Source organism: Pseudarthrobacter siccitolerans, from assembly GCF_001046895.1.
GTDB classification, from domain to species: domain Bacteria; phylum Actinomycetota; class Actinomycetes; order Actinomycetales; family Micrococcaceae; genus Arthrobacter; species Arthrobacter siccitolerans.
In genome coordinates this window covers 19,788-41,757 of sequence record NZ_CAQI01000049.1, presented here as the reverse complement: position 1 = coordinate 41,757, position 21,970 = coordinate 19,788, and the positions used below count along the sequence as shown (strand labels likewise).

Sequence of the window (21,970 nt, the reverse complement as noted above, 5' to 3'; positions counted from 1 at the left end):
GCATATCTGGACAAAAACTTCCATCCGTGACTGATCCACAATGGAGTGTTTTACGTGAAAATCGCGCTTGACCCCACACCGTTCCACCACTCGCACAGCCTGCTCGAGTTCCCCAGGGTGGTTGCGGACCTCGGTTACAAGTACATGCAGATGACCCCGCACGCAGACCTCATCCCCTTCTACAACCACCCCAAAGCGGATGATGAGCTGGTAGGCCACCTGAACAAGGCTTGCCGGGATGCGGGCATCGAAATTGCATCCGTCCTGCCGGTGCTGCGCTGGTCCGGCCCGGACGAGGACGCCCGCGAGGCAGCGGTCCGTTACTGGAAGCGTGCCATCCAGATCACCGTGGACCTCGGCGTCAGCACCATGAACACCGAGTTCAGCGGCCGGCCGGAAAAAGCGGAGGAGTCCGAGCGCGCGTTCTACCGTTCCATGGAGGAACTGCTGCCGATCATTGAACGGGAAGGCATCGACCTCCTGATAGACCCCCACCCTGACGACTTTGTCGAGGAAGGCCTCGCCGCCATCCGCGTGATCCGCGGGCTCAACTCGAAGAATGTTGGCTTGGTCTACGTGGCATCGCACAGCTTCCACATGAAGGACTCGCCGCTGGAGATCATGCGGGCGGCGGGGGACAAGCTGCGCCTGGTCCACGTGGCGGACACCATGAACCATCACGCCTCGCACGGACTGCGCTACATCACCAACCCGCCGGGCAACCCGGTCCGCGTCCACCAGCACCTGAAAATCGGCGCCGGCGACGTGAACTGGGACGAGTTCTTCGGCGGTCTTAAGGAGATCGGCTTCCTGGACCGGGACAACACCGTAATGGTCTCCAGCGTCTTCGCCGAGGATGAGAATGCCGAGGAGGTCTCCCGGTACCAGTTGGAGACCATGAAACAGTACGTCCAGAAGGTCAGCGTATGAGTAGCCCTGCTCCAGCTTCCACCAACGTCGAAGCTCCTGGAGACCACAAGAAGGCGCTTCGGACAGTCACCATCATCTCCACGTTCGGCGGGCTGCTCTTCGGTTACGACACCGGCGTGATCAACGGTGCGCTGCCGTATATGCAGGAAGACCTGGGCCTCACGCCGCTGACCGAAGGCCTGGTCACTTCTTCCCTGCTGTTCGGCGCCGCTTTCGGCGCCTTGTTCGGGGGACGCCTGGCGGACCGGAACGGGCGCCGGAAGATGATCATGGTCTTGGCGGTCATCTTCCTCGTCGGCACCCTGGCCTGTACTTTCGCGTCAAGCACCGAAGTGATGATCGCGGCCCGGTTCGTGCTGGGCCTGGCCGTGGGCGGCGCGTCCGTGACCGTCCCCGTGTACCTGGCCGAAGTCTCGCCCAGCGCGCGGCGCGGGCGGATCGTCACGCAAAACGAACTGATGATCGTCACAGGGCAATTGCTGGCCTTTATCTTCAATGCCTACCTTGGCAACACCTTTGGCGAAGCCGGCGGCATCTGGCGGTGGATGCTGGTGATCGCCACCCTCCCCGCCATCGCACTATGGATCGGGATGAACTTTATGCCCGAAAGCCCGCGGTGGCTCGCCTCGATGGGCAGTTTCGGCGAGACACTCAGTGTTCTCCAGCGCATCCGGTCCCAGGCTGATGCCCGGGCCGAATTCGAAGAAGTCAAGGCCATGGCTGTGGAGGACTACAAGTCCAAGATGGGCTCGTGGAAGGACCTGAGCATCCCGTGGCTCCGCAGGATTTTCGTGGTGGGCCTGGGCCTGGCGGTGATCCAACAGATCACCGGCGTGAACTCCATCATGTACTACGGCACCCAGATCCTGTCCCAGTCCGGCTTTGGCCGGGAGGCGGCCCTGACCGCCAACATTGCCAATGGAGTGATCTCGGTGCTCGCCACGTTTGTGGGTATCTGGCTGCTGGGCAAGGTGGGTCGCCGCAGGATGCTGATCACCGGACAGGTAGGCACGACGTCGGCCCTGCTGCTGATTGGGCTCTTCTCGCTGATCCTGCCGGAAGGCTCCGTCCGGGGTTTCGTTATCCTGTCGCTGACCGTCACGTTCCTGGCGTTCCAGCAGGGGGCCATCTCGCCGGTGACCTGGCTGATGCTCTCCGAGATCTTTCCCTTGAAGATCCGAGGCCTGGGCATGGGCGCTTCCGCCTTCCTGCTCTGGATCGTCAATTTCCTGATCGGGTTCGGCTTCCCTCAGCTCCTGGCCGCCATCGGCATCTCCAATACGTTCTTCGTGTTTGCGGTGCTGGGGGTGGGCGCCATCGCGTTTGCCGCGAAATACGTGCCGGAAACCAGGGACAAGAGCCTCGAAGACCTGGAGCACTACTTTAAGAACGTGGCGGCCGGGAAAGCATAGTCTGCCCGTGGGGCCGGCCGGTTGGCCCCGCTTCGGCCAGCACTAATCCATGGATGATGCCCCGTTGAGCTGGTCTCAACGGGGCATTTTCCATGTCCGGGGCACAGTGGAAGCACCGCCGTTCCTCCGATTTGTGCGGCCCGCGAAGCGCAGGACCAATACTCGGCTACGTAAGAACATGCTAATGACAGGACAAAGTATTGACTTTTGTGAGTCGGGTCACCATGATCTAGGAGAAGGCATTCGGCAGCGCGTAACGAAGCGCGCGGAACAGCCCGAAAATCAAAGGAGATTTATCGTGAAGAAGTTTTCCTGGCGGAAGGCGGCGCTCGTAGCAGCCGTTGTCCCCATGATGGCCTTGAGCGCCTGCTCCAGCACAGGCGGCAAGACCGAGCAGGGCGGTACTTCCGGCGGGGGGCAGGTCGCAACCACTGCACGAATGAAGATCGCGCTTGTCACCCACGCGGCTCCGGGCGATACGTTCTGGGACATCCTGCGCAAGGGTGCCGAGGAAGCAGCAGCAAAAGACAATGTGGAGCTGCTCTACACCTCGGACCCGGAAGGCGGACGCCAGTCGCAGCTGATCCAGCAAGCCATTGACCAGAAGGTTGACGGGATTGCGGTGACCCTCGCCAAGCCCGACGCGCTCAAGGACGTGCTGAAGAAGGCGACGGAAGCGGGAATCCCCGTGGTGAGCCTCAACTCAGGCGCCGACGTCTGGCAGGGCCTGGGTGCGTTCACCCACTTCGGTTCAGACGAGAACCTGGCGGGTGCGGCCGTCGGCGAGAAGCTGACGTCCATGGGCGTAAAGCGCCCCATCTGCGTCATCATGGAGCAGGGAAACGTTGCCCTTGACTCCCGCTGTGCAGGCGTCAAGTCCAAGATTCCCGCGACGGAGAACCTGTTCGTGCAGGGCACGGACATGACGCAGGTTTCCTCGACTGTCACCGCCAAGCTGCAGGCCACGCCCGAAGCCGACGCCATCATCGGGCTGGGGGCACCGTTCACCCTCACCATCAACAAAGCGGTGCAGTCCCTGAACCTGCAGGACAAGGTCAAAGTGGCCTCATTCGACATGAACGGTGAACTGGCCCAGGCGATCATCGACGGCAAGGTGGCCTTCACCGTGGACCAGCAGCCGTGGCTGCAGGGCTATGGCGCAATCGACGCCCTCTGGCAGGCCAAACGCGCAGGCATCCACGTCGGCGGCGGGCAGCCCGTGCTGACCGGCCCCTCGATCGTCGACAAGGCTGCCGCTCCCGATGTCCTTAAGTTCGCCCAGGAAGGCGTCCGCTAAGGACGCCGCTGCAGGTTTACGGGGCCCCGGCCCCGTAAACCTGCACCAAGCAGGAGAATCTCACATGACTCAAGTAGCGGTACAACTCAAGCCGGTGGACGAACGAATCGCCCGGCAGAACCCTTTCCAGAAACTTCTCGGCAGGCCGGAGGTAGGTGCCCTGGTGGGCGCCATTGTCCTCTTTATCTTCTTCGCCTCCGTATCCCAGACGTTTATCCAGCCGGCCTCCTTCGCCACCGTTCTGTACGGCAGCTCGACCATCGGAATCATGGCCGTAGGGGTGTCGCTGCTGATGATCGGCGGCGAGTTCGATCTCTCCACCGGTGTTGCCGTCATCAGTTCGGCACTGACTGCCTCCATGTTCAGCTGGTACTTCAGCATGAACGTGTGGGTAGGCGTGGTGCTTGCCCTGCTGGTATCGCTCGGCATCGGATTCATCAACGGCTGGATCCTGATGAAGACCAAGTTGCCCAGCTTCATCGTGACGCTGGCGACCTTCCTGATGCTGACAGGCCTGAACCTGGGCCTGACCCGCATGATCGGCGGCGGTGTCTCTTCGCCGTCAATTTCGAACATGGACGGGTACAAGTCGGCCCAGGCAGTCTTTTCCTCCTCCGTCACCATCGGCGGCGTGGCGGTAAACAACACCGTCTTCATCTGGATCGCACTGGTGGCCGTGGCCTCGTGGGTCCTGCTGCGGACCAAAGTGGGCAACTGGATCTTCGCCGTGGGTGGTGACGCCAATGCGGCCCGCGCTGTGGGCGTTCCCGTCAAGGCAACCAAGATCGGACTCTTTATGGCCGTTGGCTTCTGCGGCTGGGTGCTGGGCATGCACAACCTGTTCGCTTTCGACGCGGTCCAGTCCGGCGAAGGCGTGGGCAATGAATTCCTCTACATCATCGCCGCCGTCATCGGAGGATGCCTCCTGACCGGCGGCTACGGATCGGCCGTTGGCGGAGCAATTGGCGCGTTCATTTTCGGCATGGCCAATAAGGGCATTGTGTACGCACAGTGGAACCCGGACTGGTTCAAGTTCTTCCTTGGCCTCATGCTGCTGCTGGCCACCATCGTTAACCTCATCGTCAAGCGCCGTGCGGAACTGAAGTAAGGGCGGGAAATGAACAGCGAAGCGATCGACCAACAAACCCTGCTCAAGAATGAAAAGGACCCGCTGACGCACACACCTGTGCACCTGCTCTCCCTCGAAGGAGTGGGCAAGCACTATGGAAACATCGTGGCGCTGCGGGATGTCACCATGGCAGTGGACAACGGACGCGTCACCTGCGTCCTCGGCGACAACGGGGCAGGCAAGTCCACCCTGATCAAGATCATCGCCGGCCTCCACCAGCACGACGAAGGCACGCTGAACATCATGGGCGAGGAACGGAAATTCAATTCCCCCCGCGACGCCCTCGACGCCGGAATCGCCACCGTTTTCCAGGACCTGGCGGTGGTCCCGCTGATGCCCATCTGGCGGAACTTCTTCCTCGGTTCCGAGCTCACCAGCGGCTTCGGTCCCTTCAAGAGCATGGATGTCCAGAAGATGAAGGACATCACCAAAAAAGAACTGGCCGAAATGGGGATCGACCTTCGGGACGTGGAGCAGCCCATCGGCCAGCTCTCGGGCGGCGAACGCCAGTGCGTCGCCATCGCAAGGGCCGTGTACTTCGGCGCCAAGGTCCTCATTCTGGACGAGCCGACGGCGGCCCTCGGCGTCAAGCAGTCAGGTGTGGTGTTGCGCTACATCCTGCAGGCCAGGGACCGCGGGCTCGGAGTCATCTTCATCACCCACAACCCGCACCACGCGTTCCCTGTCGGGGACAGATTCCTCCTCCTCAAGCGCGGCAAGTCCATCGGCTACTACGACAAAAAGGACATTTCCCTGGACGAGCTCACGGCACAGATGGCCGGCGGTGCCGAGCTGGCTGAACTGGCCCACGAGCTGGAGCAGCTCGGCGGACACAGCGATGTGGTCAAGGAGGTTCAGGCCGAGGTGGCCGATGTTGCCTACAGCGCAGAAACGCCAGGGAGCAGCAGCCCGCGGCACGTGTAGCAGTGCGGTGCAGCAGGACCGGGACGGGCCCGCCCGAAAGACGGGCCGGCCCGGCCGCCTGCCGCGGCGAAACAGACGAACAGCAGACGGGAAGACAGCATGCCGATCCGGGTTGGCGTTATCGGCGCCGGTGTTATGGGCGCAGACCACATCAGGAACCTCTCCACCACTATCAGCGGGGCTGAAGTCACCTTCGTGGCAGACCTCGATGGCGACCGCGCCGCTGCGGCAGCGCCACCATCGGCCCGCACCACCACGGACCCTTCGGAACTGATCAACTCCAGTCAGGTTGACGCCGTCGTTGTTGCCTCGCACGACTCCACCCACGCCGGCCTGGTGCTGGAGTGCTTCGAAGCAATGACGCCGGTGCTGTGCGAAAAGCCGCTGGCGCCTACCCTGCTTGAAAGCCGTGAGGTGGTGGCAGCCGACGCCGACATCGTCGCGGCAACCGGGGCGTCGTTGCTGTCGCTGGGCTTCATGCGGCGCTTTGACCCTGGCTATGCCGCCCTCCGGGGTGCAGTCCAGGACCGCGTCCAGGGCGAGCCGCTGATGGTCCACTGCACCAGCCGTAATGCCACCTCAGGCCCGGGGGCAACCGCGGAATCCGCCGTCACCAACTCCGCTATCCATGAACTGGACATCATTCCGTGGTTGCTCGGTTCGCCCATTACGGAAGTCTCCTGGCAGGCAGGCAGGACCACGCGCCACGCTGAAGGCGGACTCCAGGACCCCGCGTTGATGCTGCTCCGCACCGCCAACGGAACCCTGGCCACGCTGGAACTCTTCCTGAACGCGCAGTATGGCTACACGACCCGCTGCGAAGTTGTTTCCGAACGCGGGGTCACCGGGCTCAGGGACCCTGCCCTTTTGGGCATGGAACAAGACGGCACCCAGCGCACCGCCGTGCCCGCGGACTGGCGCCCCCGCTTCGCTGATGCGTACAGGCTGCAGCTGCAGGCCTGGATCACGGCACTCCGCCACGGCGACCAGCCACCCCTGGCCGGTGCGATGGACGGTCTGCACGCATCGCTGGCGGCACACGCGATGATCCAGGCCATGCACAGCGATGGTGCCTTCACCAAGGTCAACTACTCGTGAGCAGCCTGAAACTGCCGGCATCCAGGATCCCTGATTCGAGCGATGCCCCGGTGCTGCGCTGGGGAATCCTGGGGCCAGGCTGGATCGCGCAACGCTTCACTGAATCAGTCCAGGCCCACACCGGCCAGGTAATCGCCGCCGTCGGGTCCCGTTCATTCGATCGTTCCAAGGCGTTCGCCGAGTCCTTTGGCATCCCCGCAGCGTTCGGCAGCTATGAGGAACTGGTGGCCGATCCGGGCATCGATATCGTCTACGTATGTACGCCGCACACCGCCCACCATGCGGCGGCGGTCCTGGCCCTCGACGCCGGCAAGCATGTGCTGATCGAGAAGCCCCTCGCGCTTAACGCGGAACAGGCGCGTGACATTGCCAGGCGCGCCCAAGCTGCGGGAGTTTTCGCCGCCGAGGCCATGTGGAGCTTCTTCCTGCCAAAGTTCGATGTGATCCGGCAGGTCCTGGATGCCGGAACCCTGGGCACGATTACCACGGTGGTTGCGGAATACGGTGAACACTTTGCGCCCGGCCACCGCATCTTCGATCCGGCCCTCGCTGGTGGCCCGTTACTGGACCTGGGCACCTACCCGCTTGCCCTGGTCACCGAGGTCCTGGGCCGGCCCCAGCGGCTGCACGCGATGGGCCAGCCCCACCCCTCCGGTGTCAACGCCCAGCTTTCCGCAGTGATGCAGTTCGAGGGCGGTGCCCAGGCCGTGGTCAACACCCATGTCCACAACTTCACACCCACCTGCGCAGTGATCGCCGGCGCCGAGGCGACCCTTACCGTGGACGGTCCCTTCACTATGCCGGGAGGCTTCGAGCTTCGGTTCCCCCGTGGAGAACGGCTGCGCTATGAGGAACCGCCGGGAGGCCATTTCGAAGGCCTGCATTATGAAGCAGCTGCTGTTGCCCGCTCCATCGCGGCTGGCGAGACAGAAAGCCCTCAGCGTCTGCTCGCTTCCTCCATCCAGACCCTGGAAGTAGCCGACGAAATCCGACGCCAGCTTTCCATCGAGTTTCCGGGCGAAGGCAGCCGGCCCGCCTGAATCCACTTTTGTTCCGACTATTGAAAGGACGGCCACATGGCCTACATCACCCAAGATCCAACACCAGGTCCCGCGCCGGTGCGGATCGGTCTCATCGGCTCCGGCTGGATGGGAGCCTTCCATGCTGACAGCATCGCCCGGCGGGTCCCCGGCGCATCCCTGGCGGCCATCGCAGACCCCAACGTTGAATCCGCCCAAACCCTGGCCGGGAAACTGGGTGCTGCGAAGGTGACGGCCAGCGCTGAGGATATCCTCGCAGACCGGGAAATCGACGCCGTCATCATCGCCAGCCCGGCCCGCTTCCATGCGTCGCTGATCGCGCAGGCCGCGGCCGCCGGCAAGCACGTCTTCTGTGAGAAGCCGGCCGCGCAGGGGCTGGAGGAACTCGGCGCCGCGCTCACCGCCGTAGAGCAAGCGGGCGTGCACTTCCAGATAGGCTTCAACCGCCGGTATGCCGAAGACTTCCAGGCAGCCAAGAGGGACCTGGCCGCCGGTGTTGCCGGAACGCCGCAGCTCCTGCGCTCGCTGACGCGCGATCCCGGGACGGGAAGCATCCCCAACGCCGCCAGGGTGCCAGCCTGGACCATCTTCCTGGAAACCCTCATCCATGACTTCGACACCCTCAACTGGTTCAATGAGGGGGCCGAGCCCGTCGAGGTGTACGCCGTGGCGGATGCGCTGGTGGAACCCTCCCTGCGCGAACAGGGATTCCTCGATACAGCGGTAGTGACCATCAGGTACAGCAACGGTGCCATCGCGGTGGCGGAAGCGAACTTCAGCGCCCTGTACGGGTACGACGTCCGCGGCGAAGTCTTTGGTTCCAAAGGTATGGTCCAGGCCGGCCGTTCCACGGAAACTGCGGCCCGCCGCTACACGGCGGAGGGGCTCGCCGCGGACACCCCGCGGCTCAATGTCGAGCTGTTCAGCCAGGCCTACACGGACGAACTCGCCGACTTCGCCGCGGCCGTGCGGGCAAAGCGCGACGGCGGCCTCCCGCCGTCGTCCGCTTTCACCTTGACGCCCGTGGGCGCCCACGCCCGACGCGCCCTGGCCATGGCCCTGGCCTGCATCGAATCGGTCAAAAGCGGCGCTCCTGTAGCGGTAACAGAGAAGGCAGGCGTCTGATGCGGCTGGCCGTCTGCGCGGAGATGGTCTTTACGGACCTTCCGTTTGTGGAACGGGTACGCCGGATCAGCGAGGCGGGATTCGACGTGGAACTGTGGGATGCCCGGGACAAAGACATCCAGGCACTGAAGGCAACGGGAGCAGTTTTCTCATCCATGACCGGCTATTCGTCCGGCAGCCTCGTGGATGCGGATACGGCCGATGACGTGGTCCGGACGGCTGAAGCGCTGATCCCCACAGCACTGGAGCTGGGCGTGAGCCGGATGGTGGTGCATCCGGCGGAACTGGTCCAAGGCCATGCCGCACGCCCCGTTTACCGTTCCTCAGGCCGCATGTGGGCGACAGGCGCGCGGACCCTGGAAAAGCTCGGGAGGTTGGGCGGGAAGCATGGCGTGACGTTCTGCCTGGAGAACCTGAACACCGTCCTCGACCACCCCGGCATCCCTTTGGCCCGCGCGAAGGACACGCTCATGCTCGTGGAAGCGGCAGGCCATCCGAACGCCAAACTGATGCTGGATCTCTACCATGCACAGCTGGGGGAGGGGAACCTTATTGAACTTGTGAGGGCGGCCCTGCCGTACATCGGTGAAATCCAGGTGGCAGACGTTCCCGGACGCTGCGAGCCGGGTACGGGGGAAATCAATTACGCGGCTGTTGCCCTGGCTCTTGCTGACGCCGGATATGAGGGCACAGTGGGCCTGGAGGCGTGGGCCAAGGACGACAGCGATGCGGCACTCGAGGCCTTCCGTTCCGCATTTACCGTCTATGCAGGGGAAAAACGATGAAAGATGTGACGCTTGGCCTGGTGGGCGTAGGCAGGATCGGCGTGATGCACGCCAATAACATTGCGGCCCTCAATGGCGTGTTGAACCCGAAGCACATCAACGTCCGGCTCCAGCTCACGGATGTGGCCGAAGAGCATGCCCGGAACGTGGCCGCCGGCCTCGGTTCCGGGTACCAGCCGTCCGTTGACGCGCTCCTGGCCTCCGGAATCGACGGCCTGGTGGTAGCCACGGGGACTGCCACCCATCCGGAACTGATCAGGGTGGGGGTGGACGCGGGCATCCCGGTCTTCTGCGAAAAGCCGGTGGCCTTGAATGTTGCAGACGCCCTTCCCGTCCTGGACTACATCAGGGACAAGAACGGCGTGGTCCAGATCGGCCACCAGCGCCGCTTTGATGCCGGGTACCTGGAAGCCAGGAGGGCTTACCAGGCCGGCGAGTTGGGATGGATCCACTCCCTGCGTGCGGTCACCTGCGACATGGCCCCGCCGCCCGTGGAATTCCTGGCAACCTCCGGCGGGCTCTTCCGCGATTGCTCGGTCCACGACTTTGACATCCTGCGCTGGCTGACCGGCCGTGAAATCGTGGAAGTCTATGCCAGGGGATCCAACAACGGGGACCCGGCGATCGGCGCTGCGGGGGATGTGGACACCGCGCTGGCGCTGGTGACGTTCGACGACGGCACAGTCGGAACAGTCTCGGCGACGCGGTACAACGGGGCCGGCCACGATGTGCGGCTGGAAATCCAGGGTTCCCGCCGGTCGCTCATGGTGGGCCTTGACGAAAAGACCGCCATGGCATCGGCGGAGCCGGCGGTCGTTTTTCCCCCGGGTGAGGCGCACAGGACGTTTGCCGAGCGTTTCGACCAGGCATACCGTTCCGAGATGGCCGCTTTTGTTGAGCTTGTCCTGGGCCAGCGGGATAACCCGTGCACGCCCGAGGACGCCGTGGCCGCGTCCCGGGTGGCCGACGCCGCCCAGGAGTCCCTGGCCAGCGGCCTTCCGGTTCGGGTGGCAGGAGCTGTGGCCAGCCCGGTGTCTTAGGCCACAGCGGGTCAGGACACTGCATGCAGCCTGGGGAGCGCGTCCACCAGGGGAGCCAGTTCCGGAATGTCGCGCGCCTCTCCCAACGCACGTTCGAGGGTGGCGTTGTGCACCGGCCTGGCTTCCTCCAGGAGGCTGAGGCCGGCAGGTGTCAGCTCGGTGTAGATGCCGCGCCGGTCATCTGCGCACAGGATCCTGGTCAGGAGGCCGCGGTCCTCCAGCCGGTTCACCAGGCGCGTGGTGGCGCTGGGGCTCAGGGCGGAAGCGCGGGCGAGTTGCTGCATCCGCATGTGCCACCCGTCCTGGCGGCTGAGGGCGTCCAGGACGGTGTACTCCACGACCGACAGCTTTGATTCCGCCTGGAGCGCACGCTCCAGCTCGGTTTCGATCAGCCCGTGGAGGGCGGCCAAGGTGCGCCAACCCTGCGCGCGGACCTCGACGGCGTCGTCCTTGATGCCCATACATTGCTCCTTGAAAGGGGACAGCCGGGCCGCCGCGGGGGACGGCAGCCACCTGCCCGAGAGTGCACACAAATAGTTGCTTGCGCGGGATATTTGCATGTGCAACAATAAATACCGCGCCTGCAACTATTTTAGGCCTCCAACGCACCCCACACAACCCAAAGGAGCACCGGCATGCCTGTCGGACTGATAGCCCTCGCCCTTGGCGGATTTGGCATCGGACTCACTGAATTCGTGATTATGGGCCTCCTGCCCGAAGTGGCTGCCGACTTCCAGGTCACCGAGGCGCAGGCGGGCTGGTTCATCTCCGGCTACGCCCTGGCTGTAGTGGCCGGCGCCCTCGGGCTCACGGCAGCTGTCACCCGGCTTGACCGCAAGCCCGTGCTGGCCGCGCTGCTTGTCCTGTTTATTGCCGGTAACCTGCTCTCCGCCACGGCGGCCGGCTACTGGCCCATGATGGCCGGCCGCGTTATCGCCGCGCTCGCGCACGGAGCGTTCTTCGGCATCGGCTCCGTCGTCGCCGCCGGAATGGTGCCGGCCAACAAAAAAGCAGGAGCCATCGCACTGATGTTCACCGGCCTCACAGCAGCGAACGTCCTGGGCGTTCCGTTCGGCACCCTTCTGGGCCAGGCCGCCGGTTGGCGGGCCACCTTCTGGGCCATTACGGTCATCGGCGTGGCCGCGCTCGCCGGGATCCTGGCACTCGTCCCCAGGGCCGCCGGCGGGAAAGCCGAGGCCGGGGGACTGCGCCGCGAACTCCGGGCCTTCCGCTCGGGCCAGGTATGGCTCTCCATTGCGGTCACCATCCTGGGATTCGGTGGAATGTTCGGCGCCTTCACCTACATCGCCTACACCCTGACCGAGGTCACCGGCTTCGCCGCCACCACCGTGCCATGGCTGCTGATCGTCTTCGGTGTGGGTCTCTTCGCGGGCAACACCCTTGGCGGAAAGGCCGCCGACCGGAACATCGACCGCACCCTGCTGGTGGTCCTTGCCGTCCTGTCCGCTGTGCTCGTGCTCTTTGCCCTCACCGCCACTAGCCAGGTGCTCACGGTGGCATCCCTGGTGCTGATGGGCGGCTTCGGCTTCGCCACTGTTCCCGGCCTGCAAATGCGGGTGATGACCTACGCGAGCAGCGCCCCCACCCTGGCCTCCGGCGCCAACATCGGTGCGTTCAACGTGGGCAATGCCCTGGGCGCATGGCTCGGCGGCGTCACCATCACCGCTGGCCTCGGCTACACGTCACCCATGTGGGCCGGCGCCGGTATCACGCTGCTTGGCCTGGCCGTGATGGCGTTCGCCGCCGCTGCTGCCAGGCGCAATCACGTCCGGCTGACCCCGGCGGCCGAGGCGTCGCCGGAACCCAAGGGCGCCCTGAAAGTGTGAGTTTTTGTCCAGATATGCAGGGCTGTAACCAGCGGAAGCCTGCATATCTGGACAAAAACTCCTCGTTAGGCCCCGAACGGCAGCCGGGGGTCGATGTCCTGGCCATCCCAGCTTTGGCGGACCCAACCGTGGTGGGGGTCGTCGCTGATGAGCCATTCGCGCACCGGACCCGGGCCGGCCATGACGTTCAGGTAGTACAGATCGTAGCCGGGCGCCGCCATGGCGGGGCCGTGCCAGCCGTACGGTACAAGGACAACGTCGCCCGTGCGGACCTCGGCCGAGACATCGATGGGACGCTCGTCGGAGGCGTAGACGCGCTGGTAGCCGATGGCGTCGGCGTCGGCGGGCGCGGCCGAACCGGCCGCCACCTGCGTCTCGAAGTAGTAGATCTCCTCGAGATGGGTTTCGCTGTCCTTCTCCTCGTCATGCTTGTGCGGGGGATAGGAGGACCAGTTGCCGGCCGGGGTCAGGACTTCGCAGACGATGAACCGGTCGGCCTCCAGTGCGACCGGCGTGCCGAAGTTATGAACCTGCCGGGAGCAGTTGCCCGCTCCGCGCAGCTCCACCGGGGTTTCGGCCGCCGTCACCAGCCGGGTGGGGTGGGAGGCGTGGGCCGGGGCGGTGGCAACCGCCACCCGGCCGCCGTCAGCCGAGCTGATGGTGACCGCCCGCCCGGTGCCGGAGTAGAGAACGTCGCTGGGCCCGTGAAACACGGACGCCCTGCCCTCCAGGAAGTATTTTTCACCGTCTACCGTGACTGTGAAGGCTCCGTTGAGCGGCACCACGATGCGTTCCTCATCCGCGGCGGGAAGTTCGACGGCGGCCCCGGCGGTGAGGGTGGCGACCTTCAGTCCGGTATGCGCCCAGCCGTCGACCGTAAGGGTGGAGTCCGACGTTCCGATCGAGACGTCCCACTTGCCGTCGGCGGCGGCGCCCAGGGGGTAGACCCAGTTGGTCATGGAGTTGGCTCCTTGGATTATCGCTGTACGAGAGTCATTTCAAAACTGTAGGAATCGGCGCGGTACACGTGGTGGCCTGTCTCCACGCGGCGGCCGGTGTCATCCGTGGCGGTACGCTCCATCGTGACCAGGGCCGACCCTTCGCCGGTCTCCAGCATGGACGCCTGGTACTCATTGGCCGTCATGGCGCCGATCCGCTGGTTGGCGAGCCGGAAATTGACGCCGCCCCGGCGGAGGATCGCGTAGAGGCCTTCGGCGGTGAGCGTGGCCTCGTCCATTTCCGCAATATCGTCGCGCACCCAGTTCTCCATCAGGGCGAGCGGTTTGCCCCCCACTTTCCGAAGCCTGGTGAAGTGGTACACCTTCGAGCCTGCGGGGAGCTGGAGCGTGGCAAGGATGGCGTCGTCGGCTTCGATATGGGAGAAGCTCAGGACTTCCGTGGTGGGTTTCTTGCCGTTGTTGGTGAGGTCGTCATAGAGGCTGGAAAGCTCCAGGGGACGCCGCACCTGGCTGGACACCACCTGGGTTCCCACCCCGCGTTTGCGCACCAGCAGGCCGGACCGAACCAGCTCGTCCATAGCCTTACGCATGGTGGGGCGGGACAGGTTCAGCTGGGCTGCGAGGTCAATCTCGTTGTCCAGCCGGCTTCCAGGTTCCAGGACTCCGCTGTAAATGGCGGCCTCGATGCCCTGCACCACTTGGTGGTAAAGGGGGACGGGGGAGGAGCGATCGATGCTGAGACCCAGGTTGTTCGCCACGTTACGTTCCTGCTCCTTGATTCAGTCCCGGCCCGATCGGGGCCCGCGGAGGCTGCTGCTTTGCCACTATATGTTCGCTTGATAGGACATAGTTTCTTCATCGATCGTAGCAGGCCCGCCTTTGTTATCAAGTGCATTCCGGAAACCAAGGGCCGCTCGCTCGAACAGCCCGAGGGCGCATTTCCGTGGAAGCGCCGAGCCGGCCCGTTGCGTGTAGCGGTGCCCTACGCTGGGTGGATGAGCACCATCAAGGGGCGGCCATGAATCTCTCCGGAAATCTCGGGCCCAGCCCCCGCACCTTGGACGTGGAAGACCTGGCCAGCTTCGACCGGCTGGTCAGCGCCGGAGCCGGGGAGATGGATGGCTGGCACGCCCAGTCCCTTGATCTCCGCGGACGCTCGGACGCCTTGAACCGGATCCGCGTTGAGGGTGCCATCTTCCTGGGCTGCCTGTTTGACGAGGGCATGGAGGACGCGCTCCGGCGCCGGGGCGCCCTGATCTTCCCCCGCCTGGAGGGCGTACCCTTCAACCCCTACCGGGCCGGCCTGTACTCGCCTCAGGAGCTGTACGCCGGCCTCGCCGATTCCCCGTACGAGGAACTGCCCGACGCCCGGATCTACCAGTGGAGCATCCAGCCCGGGCTGCGGCACCGGCTCGATGCCACCCTCGCCTCGGCCCTGCACGACCACGCCATTGGTGATGCCCTGGACGAGCTGCACCGCTCGAATGCATGGGCTGGCCGGAAAATGGTGGGCGTCATGGGCGGACACGCCGCCCAGCGGGGCAGCGCCGATTACGCCCAGGCGGCACTGCTGGGGCGGTTGTTGGCGCGGGACGGCCACGTGGTGGCTACGGGCGGCGGGCCGGGTGCCATGGAGGCCGCCAACCTCGGCGCCTACCTCAGCCAGGCCGACGACGGCGCGTTGCCGGGTGCGCTGCAGACCCTTGCCTCCGTCCCCGGTTTCCGTCCCTCGGTGTCCGCGTGGGCACGCGCGGCGGCTGCCGTCGTCGAGCGTTATCCAGGCGGTACCGCATCGCTGGGCATCCCCACCTGGTTCTACGGCCACGAACCGCCCAACTACTTCGCCACGCACATCGCCAAGTACTTCGCCAACGCCGTCCGCGAGGCCATCCTGCTGGAGCTCTGCCACGGCGGCATCGTGTTCCTGCCCGGCGCCGCGGGAACCGTCCAGGAGATCTTCCAGGATGCCTGCGAGAACTATTACGCCGCGGACGCGAAAATTACTCCGATGGTGCTGGTGGGCAAACATCACTGGGAGCACCAGTACCCGGCCTGGCCCATGCTCCGCAGCCTGGCGGCGGGACGGTCCATGCAAGACCGGATCTTCCTGGTTGACTCAGTGGAGGACGCCGCGGCAGTCCTGCACGGCTGACGGGCACGGAGCGGGTTACAGGTCCTTCCGGCACTGCGCCTTGCTCAACTCGTACAGGCCGTTGAGGTCCCCGGCGGAGAGTCCCTGGGGAGTGCCGATCTCCGGATACATCAGCTGGGTGGGATCCTCAACGTGGTCCAGGCCCATGACGTGGCTGAGTTCGTGCAGGATCACGGCGGTAGCGTAGAGGTGCCCGTCGGGGTTCTGGAGCTCAGCACCGATCTGCGGGGCGTCCAGGTCCAGTCCGCCCGTTACAAAGGTCTTGGGGCCGTCGTCGTAGCTGTAGTGCGTGCTGCCGCCGGTGCCGATCACCTTGCCCTTGAGTTGCGGCGCAACCTCGGGAGTGGTCCACGCGATGAGCAGCGGCGCCCAGCGCTCGCCGTAGGCTTCAGGCTGGTAGGGCGGCCGCTGCGGTGACGGCTGCTCGCTGGACGTGCCGTCGTAGACAAAAGTGATGCCGGTGGCTGCGGAAATTGCGGTGATGGCATCGGACACCAGCTGCTGCGCGCCCGCCGGGGCCAGGTCATCGTTGACCACGTAGTGCAGGGGCCGGCAGGGGGAGTAGCCCACGGGACTGCCGTCGCCGTTGACCGCCAGGAACTTGTAGGAGTCGCTACCCAGCGCGGGAGGCGCGGGCACCCCCAAGGGGGCGTCGGCCTCCTCCAGCCCCGCGGGCGGAGCTTCCGTCCGTGCCTCTGCCGGCCCGTTTGATCCGACCTCGCCGGCGGATGCCTGCGGCTCTTCCTGCTGGGCGCCCGGTCCCAGGCGGACATCCAGGAAGTCCTTGACACGCGGATCGTCCAGGGCCAGGGCGGCGCCGAAGAGTGCGGCGGAGAACAATGCACCCGTGAGCACAAAGCGAAGGGCGCCGCCGCTGCTTCCAGCGTGTGCCCGCCTTCCGGCATGGCGCGGCGGCTGGTCCTCCACTAGTGCACCCCCATCTGCTCAGTGACCCTTACTGTTTATGGAGCCTACTGCCAAAAACAGTGCCGCTAGCCAACAACAGTGCCGAAAACGAGCCCCAGCAGGTAGGTGACCGCGGCGGCGCCCAGCCCGATGCCGAGCTGGCGCAATCCCCGGGTCAGGGGAGAGGTACCGGAAAGCAGGCCAACGATGCCGCCCGTGACCAGCAGGGCAAGGCCCACCAGCACCCCGGCAAACACCAGTGCAGTGACGCCGGTCAGGCCAAACAGGAACGGCAGGATGGGCACGATGGCGCCGGAGGCAAAAAAGCAGAAGCTGGACAGGGCCGCACCCCACGCAGTGCCCACGGCCTCGTGCTGGTCTTCGGTGTCGGGAATTTCAGGCTGCAGGGACAGGCTGGGATCACAGTCGCAGGACAGCAGGCCCATACGTTCGGCAACGCGGTGCTGCGCGGCTTCCTGGGACATTCCCCTGGCCAGGTAGACCAGCAGCAGTTCGTTGTGCTCCAGATCCAATTTGGGTGCAGCGGCCAGGGTGATCTGGGTGGGGCGGGTGGCTGCGAGGAGCTCGCGCTGGGAGCGGACGGAGATGAACTCCCCGGCGCCCATGGACATGGCCCCGGCAAGAAGGCCGGCGATGCCGCTGAGCAGCACCACGCTGCTGGCCACCCCGGACGCCGCCATGCCCATCACCAGGGAGAGGTTGCTGACCAGGCCGTCGTTCGCGCCGAAGACGGCGGCGCGGAACGTGCCTGCCAGCCGGTTGCGTCCGCGCGTGGCGAGCCCGCGGACCACTTCCTCGTGGATCTGCTCGTCGGCGGCCATTGCCTCGGTGGCGTTGGGGTCCTTGGCGTAGGGGGAGCGGCCTTCCGCGCGCTGGGCCAGGGCCAGGACGAACACCGAGCCGAAGTGCCGGGCCAGGAAACCCAGCAGCTGGCTGCGGGCGGATGCCGGACGCGGCCTGCCTGCGTGCTCACCCAGGAGCCGGAGCCAGTGGTCCTCGTGCCGGCCTTCAGCTTCGGCCAGCGCCAGCAGGATCTCCCGCTCTTCGCCCTGCCGGTTTTGGGCAAGGTCCCGGTAGACCGCGGCCTCTGCGCGTTCGTCCGCCAGGTACTGGCGCCAGCGGCGGATATCCGCCGCCGTTGGCTGAGACTCGCGTTTGGCTGAAGCGTGCTGATGGGGATGGGCGTGCTGCGACACGGAAAACTCCTGGGCTGGATGGGGCACGATGTGGCCCCATTGCTCCGCCAGCTTACCGCGGAATTCCGCGGTTTTTCGGCTGGCATCCCTCACTCCGGAGTTTCGGCAGGCCTCAAAATCGCGGTTGTTTTGGCTGCCCGTGCGGCTGACAACGCACCCTTGACCGTGGCACCTGGCGGTGCTGTGATGAAAGTGTGGCGCCCGCCGGCACCCGCCAAAAAGAGCACGTCAGGTACGAACAAACGGAGGTTGCACAATGAACACCACCGGACAGCACCCGGACATGCCCCACCTGGATTCCGTCGAGGCCGATCCTGCTTACGACTACGCCGAGGATGCCCCGGTCGCCGACGAAGACTGGGACACCGAGGATGAATTCCTGGACGCGGAGGAACCCGTGGTCCAGGCACCTCCTGTCGTCATAGACGCCGAGGACCGGGTGGTCCCGCTCGATGATGACGAGGTCCGCGAACCTGAATAGAACAGACGACGGCGGCACCTTCCTTCGCTGGAAAGCGAAAGGAGGTGCCGCCGTCGTGCGTGTCCTTAAAGCTGGCGCTACTGCGCCGTGGGGACTGCTTCCGGTGCCTCTTCGGAAGCCTGTCCCGCGACGCGGCGCTGCCAATTCCGCATGACATGGGGATCGGTGGGCTTTGTCAGCAGGGACACGGCTACGTACACCGCGGCCGAGGCCAGCAGGCCGTAGTAGATGGGCTCGTTGGCGTAGATGCCGTCCAGGGGTGCTTTGGCGTTGATTTCCAGGATGATCATGGTGCCCAGCGTCACCACGGAGCCCACGGCCATGGAAGCCGCGGCAGCCGCGCCTGTCCCGCGCTTCCACACCAGGCCGCCAAGGATGGCGACGAGGAGGCCGCCCACCAGGATGTCGTACGCGATGGTCAGGGCGGCGACCACGTCCTTGGTGATGATGGCGATGACGATTGCGACGGTGCCCAGGACCAGGACCCAGATGCGGTTGGCTTTGACGTCGTGCTCGGGGTTGTCGCTGTCCTCGGTGTTGATGTCCTTGCCGAACCAGCTGGCCACGAACGGCAGGACGTCGGCGCGTGCCACGGTTGCAGCGGCGATCAGGGCGCCGGATGCAGTGGACATCATCGCGGCCACGGCTGCCGCGAGCACCAGTCCGCCGATGCCCAGGGGCAGCAGGTTCTGGGCCACTTCGGCGTACACATCGTCCTTGGCGGCAATCTCGATATCGGACAGGGCAACGCTGGCAGCCATGCCGATCAGGGCGCCGGCAACACCGTAAAGGATGCAGTAGATTCCTGCAGTCGCGCCGCCCCAGCGTGCCACGCCCGGGGTCTTGGCCGTGAAGACCCGCTGCCAGATGTCCTGGCCGATGAGCAGGCCCAAGGTGTACACCACGAAGTAGGTGATGATGGTCTGCAGGCCGATGCCGTCGATCTGGAAGAAGCTCTCATCCACGCGGCTGCGGATGCCGTCGATGCCGCCCGCAGCGCTCAGGGTGAAGGGGAGCATCAGGAAGAAGATGCCCACGGTCTTGATGACGAACTGCACCTGGTCCGCCAGGGTGATGGACCACATGCCGCCGATGGTTGAGTACACCAGCACGATCGCGCCGCCCACTGCGATGGCGAGGGCCCGGTCCCACCCGAACAGCACCACAAAGATGGTGGCGTAGGCGCCGGTGGACGTGGCGCACAGCATCAGGGTGTACGCGAGCATCACGATCCCCGAGGCCTCCGTGGCCCTGCTGCCGTACCGCAGGGTGAGCATCTGCGAGACGGTGTAGATCTTCAGCTTTTGGATGGTTCCGGCGAAGAGCAGGCTCAGCAGCAGCACACCGGCGCCGATGGCCACCACCAGCCACATGCCGGAGATGCCGAACTTGTAGCCGAGGCCGACGCCGCCAACGGTGGAGGCTCCGCCGAGGACGACGGCGGCCATGGTGCCTGTGTAGAGGAAGGGGCCGAGGCGGCGGCCGGCCACCAGGAAGTCGCTGTTGTTCCTGGTGCGGGACTTGCCCCACCAGCCGAAGGCAAGCATTGCGAGTAGGTACACCACCACAATGGCGATGTTGATGACACGTGCGTCCACGTTGGACTCCTTGGAGCTGTGGGCAGCCGGGGTGGCCTCCGGAAGGGGGAATTACGGAAGCCGCTGCACTGGGGCGGGGGGTGAGAGTGGATTCTCGATTATTGCCCGATAGGCAACAGATGTTTTCCAAAGAGTAGGCTGTGACCGTGGTAACAGTCAAGGGGAAACTGGTGCCCGGAGCCACGCGCGCCATGGAGGCGTCACAGAAGCGGCTGGCCATTAGTATTGCTCCAGAGTCGGGGCCGGACTGCCGGCCATGAAAGGTACGCAGATGAAGGCACTGCCAGTCGAGCCAAGCAACGTGCCCGTTGCCATCGGGTCCAGGATCCGGGCGGCGCGGCAGTCCCAGCGGCTCACTATCGAGCAGGTTGCCGACGCCACCGGGCTCACCAAAGGGTTCCTCAGCCGGGTGGAACGGGATCTGACGTCCCCCTCCGTAGCCTCCCTCGTGACGCTCTGCCAGGTCCTGTCGATTTCCATCGGCGACCTGTTTGCCGCGCCGGAGACCCACCTCACCAAGCGCAATGACGGGCCGCGGATCTCGCTTGGTGGCCAGGGGATCGTGGAGCGGCTCCTCACGGCGCGTTCGGAGCGGCGGATCCAGATCATCCAGGCCTGCATCGAGCCGCACGGCCGTGGCGAGTCCGAGCTCTACGCGGTGGACTGCGACGTTGACGTGCTGCACGTGATCAAGGGCAGTATCCGGCTGATCCTCACCAATGAGCAGTATGACCTGAACACCGGGGACACCGTGACCTTCCCCGGCCGCGAGCCGCATACCTGGGTCAACCCGACGGATAAGCCGGTCGAGGTTCTCTGGGTACTGGTTCCCGCGGCAAGCCGGTAGCTTCCCTTCGGGGATGTGCGTTCCTGCCCGGTTACTTCCGGGGGCGCGCTGATCCTGCCGCCCGCGCCAGCGCAATCCGCCGGACCCGGGGTTGCTTGACGTGGAGTAACTGGGCCGGACCGCACGCTCCTCAGCGGGTCGGCTGCCTGCGGTCCGCCAAAACCGCCCTGATTTCTGCTGCCACCCGGTCTGGGTTGAACCAGATGTGTTCGGGCATGTAGCGCAGGACGGCAAAGCCTTTCACTGTTGACGCATTGTTCCGGTCCCTGTCCCGGAGCATGTCAGCTCTTTGTGAGTGGAAGGCGAAGCCGTCGATCTCGACAATGAGGAAGCCGTCCAGGAGGAAATCCACCCTGCCGATGCCCGGGATAGACACCTGTGCCTCGTAGGCAATCCCGTTCGTTCGAAAGAGGTGCTGGGCATCGACTTCGACAATGGATTCGGCCCGCATATCGATTTCCCGAAGTGCCCGGAGTGCTGTTCCGGAACGGTCTGCCCGCAGCTGGTCTGCCAGTAGTTCCCTGGGCACACCATGCAGGCGGATCGCGGATGTCGCCATCGCGATGGATGCCGGGGGTGTGAGGCAGCCGAGCGCATGCAGGGCTACATCTTCGACCGCCGCGATCGGCATGAGTGGATGCCCTTGGAATCTGACGGTGCGGTGCCGGACGAATCCGTTGCCGTGGCCGTGGTTGCAGGCCAAATGAAGCCGTTCGGGCGGTTGTCGGAGCCAAAGTCCGTAGTGCGCGGCTGCACTGGCGCAGCTGAGCCGGCCGTTATGCCGGATCGCGGCGCGGAGGGACTGGTCGCAGTCCGGCAGGGCAAAAACTCCGCGCCTGGGCTGGGTGACGCCGGACTCTTTGAGCCGCAGCAGGTCCCGGCGTGAAAATCCGGCGTCCAGAAGTTGTGCTGAGCGGGCCACTCCGCCAGCCCGCTTCAGGTAGTCGAGAATTTCCATACCCCTATCTGATGCTCGCGCCTGCGGCAGGGGAACCGGTGGGCAGATGTATGTGGGTAAGTCCAGGGGTTGAAGTGTGTGCGGTCCCGCCCGGTTGCTTGGCGGGCGCGCTGCGTTGAACGCTGGCGATGGCGGGGCTCCTGCACGGTCCGAGTGCTCTTGCAGAGGTAACTGGGCAGGAAGGCGCATCGGGCCTCAGCACGTTGAGTAAACAATTGATGCGCA

The 21,970-nt window shown here is 65.0% G+C and carries 21 protein-coding genes; 14 read left to right on the top strand and 7 right to left on the bottom strand.

From position 1 onward, the window contains the following. The first annotated feature begins 54 nt into the window (after positions 1-54). The 10 genes from ARTSIC4J27_RS16085 (at position 55) to ARTSIC4J27_RS16040 (ending at position 10,780) form a co-directional block, all read left to right on the top strand. A complete protein-coding gene (locus tag ARTSIC4J27_RS16085) occupies positions 55-930 on the top strand; it encodes a sugar phosphate isomerase/epimerase family protein (RefSeq protein WP_050056216.1) in 876 nt (291 codons plus the stop codon). Next, the gene (locus tag ARTSIC4J27_RS16080; RefSeq protein WP_050056215.1) at positions 927-2,342 is read left to right on the top strand and encodes a sugar porter family MFS transporter; all 1,416 of its coding nucleotides are present in this window, start codon (positions 927-929) and stop codon (positions 2,340-2,342) included. Before ARTSIC4J27_RS16085 ends, ARTSIC4J27_RS16080 begins: the two co-directional genes overlap by 4 nt. 298 nt (positions 2,343-2,640) lie before the next feature. Continuing rightward, entirely contained in the window at positions 2,641-3,639 is a 999-nt protein-coding gene (locus ARTSIC4J27_RS16075; RefSeq protein WP_200900845.1) for a substrate-binding domain-containing protein, read from the top strand. A 64-nt stretch (positions 3,640-3,703) separates the two neighbouring features. After that, positions 3,704-4,747, top strand: coding sequence for an ABC transporter permease (locus ARTSIC4J27_RS16070; RefSeq protein ID WP_050056213.1), 1,044 nt, complete (start codon positions 3,704-3,706; stop codon positions 4,745-4,747). 9 nt (positions 4,748-4,756) lie between these two features. Further along, complete coding sequence (locus tag ARTSIC4J27_RS16065) at positions 4,757-5,692, top strand: ATP-binding cassette domain-containing protein (protein ID WP_050056212.1); 936 nt, start codon at positions 4,757-4,759, stop codon at positions 5,690-5,692. A 99-nt stretch (positions 5,693-5,791) separates the two neighbouring features. Next, positions 5,792-6,790 carry a Gfo/Idh/MocA family oxidoreductase gene (locus tag ARTSIC4J27_RS16060; protein ID WP_050056211.1) on the top strand — a complete coding sequence of 333 codons (999 nt, stop codon included), beginning with the start codon at positions 5,792-5,794 and terminating at the stop codon, positions 6,788-6,790. Further along, positions 6,787-7,830, top strand: coding sequence for a Gfo/Idh/MocA family protein (locus ARTSIC4J27_RS16055; RefSeq protein WP_050056210.1), 1,044 nt, complete (start codon positions 6,787-6,789; stop codon positions 7,828-7,830). The genes ARTSIC4J27_RS16060 and ARTSIC4J27_RS16055 overlap by 4 nt, the downstream gene beginning before the upstream one ends. 36 nt (positions 7,831-7,866) lie before the next feature. Next, positions 7,867-8,955: a Gfo/Idh/MocA family oxidoreductase gene (locus ARTSIC4J27_RS16050; protein WP_050056209.1), complete on the top strand. Its 1,089-nt coding sequence runs from the start codon at positions 7,867-7,869 to the stop codon at positions 8,953-8,955. Next, positions 8,955-9,740 carry a TIM barrel protein gene (locus ARTSIC4J27_RS16045; protein ID WP_050056208.1) on the top strand — a complete coding sequence of 262 codons (786 nt, stop codon included), beginning with the start codon at positions 8,955-8,957 and terminating at the stop codon, positions 9,738-9,740. The genes ARTSIC4J27_RS16050 and ARTSIC4J27_RS16045 overlap by 1 nt, the downstream gene beginning before the upstream one ends. Beyond that, positions 9,737-10,780, top strand: a complete 1,044-nt coding sequence (locus ARTSIC4J27_RS16040; protein ID WP_050056207.1) for a Gfo/Idh/MocA family protein — start codon at positions 9,737-9,739, stop codon at positions 10,778-10,780. The genes ARTSIC4J27_RS16045 and ARTSIC4J27_RS16040 overlap by 4 nt, the downstream gene beginning before the upstream one ends. Before the next feature lie 11 nt (positions 10,781-10,791). Here the strand turns inward: ARTSIC4J27_RS16040 and ARTSIC4J27_RS16035 are convergent, their stop codons facing one another. Continuing rightward, positions 10,792-11,241, bottom strand: coding sequence for a MarR family winged helix-turn-helix transcriptional regulator (locus ARTSIC4J27_RS16035; protein WP_050056206.1), 450 nt, complete (start codon positions 11,239-11,241; stop codon positions 10,792-10,794). Positions 11,242-11,415: 174 nt separating this feature from the next. Between ARTSIC4J27_RS16035 and ARTSIC4J27_RS16030 the strand changes: the two genes are divergently transcribed. Then, positions 11,416-12,627 carry an MFS transporter gene (locus tag ARTSIC4J27_RS16030; RefSeq protein ID WP_050056205.1) on the top strand — a complete coding sequence of 404 codons (1,212 nt, stop codon included), beginning with the start codon at positions 11,416-11,418 and terminating at the stop codon, positions 12,625-12,627. A gap of 65 nt (positions 12,628-12,692) precedes the next feature. On the opposite strand, the gene iolB is transcribed toward ARTSIC4J27_RS16030, so the two are convergent. Together iolB and ARTSIC4J27_RS16020 are read right to left on the bottom strand one after the other, a co-directional pair. Next, on the bottom strand, positions 12,693-13,586 hold the full coding sequence (iolB, locus tag ARTSIC4J27_RS16025) for a 5-deoxy-glucuronate isomerase (protein ID WP_050056204.1): 894 nt from the start codon (positions 13,584-13,586) through the stop codon (positions 12,693-12,695). A gap of 17 nt (positions 13,587-13,603) precedes the next feature. Beyond that, positions 13,604-14,344 (bottom strand): GntR family transcriptional regulator, encoded by a 741-nt coding sequence (locus tag ARTSIC4J27_RS16020; RefSeq protein ID WP_050056203.1) that lies wholly within the window; start codon positions 14,342-14,344, stop codon positions 13,604-13,606. A gap of 260 nt (positions 14,345-14,604) precedes the next feature. Between ARTSIC4J27_RS16020 and ARTSIC4J27_RS16015 the strand changes: the two genes are divergently transcribed. Further along, positions 14,605-15,738 (top strand): LOG family protein, encoded by a 1,134-nt coding sequence (locus tag ARTSIC4J27_RS16015; RefSeq protein WP_050056202.1) that lies wholly within the window; start codon positions 14,605-14,607, stop codon positions 15,736-15,738. Positions 15,739-15,753: 15 nt separating this feature from the next. Here the strand turns inward: ARTSIC4J27_RS16015 and ARTSIC4J27_RS16010 are convergent, their stop codons facing one another. Continuing rightward, a complete protein-coding gene (locus tag ARTSIC4J27_RS16010; RefSeq protein ID WP_050056201.1) occupies positions 15,754-16,665 on the bottom strand; it encodes a matrixin family metalloprotease in 912 nt (303 codons plus the stop codon). 65 nt (positions 16,666-16,730) lie between these two features. Next, positions 16,731-17,861, bottom strand: a complete 1,131-nt coding sequence (locus tag ARTSIC4J27_RS16005) for a VIT1/CCC1 transporter family protein (protein WP_050056283.1) — start codon at positions 17,859-17,861, stop codon at positions 16,731-16,733. A gap of 256 nt (positions 17,862-18,117) precedes the next feature. On the opposite strand from ARTSIC4J27_RS16005, the gene ARTSIC4J27_RS16000 reads away from it, so the two are divergent. Next, positions 18,118-18,342 (top strand): hypothetical protein, encoded by a 225-nt coding sequence (locus ARTSIC4J27_RS16000; protein WP_050056200.1) that lies wholly within the window; start codon positions 18,118-18,120, stop codon positions 18,340-18,342. 77 nt (positions 18,343-18,419) lie between these two features. Here the strand turns inward: ARTSIC4J27_RS16000 and ARTSIC4J27_RS15995 are convergent, their stop codons facing one another. After that, complete coding sequence (locus ARTSIC4J27_RS15995; RefSeq protein WP_050056199.1) at positions 18,420-19,940, bottom strand: sodium:solute symporter; 1,521 nt, start codon at positions 19,938-19,940, stop codon at positions 18,420-18,422. 271 nt (positions 19,941-20,211) lie between these two features. Here ARTSIC4J27_RS15995 and ARTSIC4J27_RS15990 point away from each other — a divergent pair, with 271 nt between their 5' ends. After that, complete coding sequence (locus ARTSIC4J27_RS15990; protein WP_050056198.1) at positions 20,212-20,787, top strand: helix-turn-helix domain-containing protein; 576 nt, start codon at positions 20,212-20,214, stop codon at positions 20,785-20,787. A 130-nt stretch (positions 20,788-20,917) separates the two neighbouring features. Here ARTSIC4J27_RS15990 and ARTSIC4J27_RS15985 read toward each other — a convergent pair whose 3' ends face one another. After that, positions 20,918-21,745: a type IV toxin-antitoxin system AbiEi family antitoxin domain-containing protein gene (locus ARTSIC4J27_RS15985; RefSeq protein ID WP_050056197.1), complete on the bottom strand. Its 828-nt coding sequence runs from the start codon at positions 21,743-21,745 to the stop codon at positions 20,918-20,920. Between the last annotated feature and the right edge of the window lie 225 nt (positions 21,746-21,970).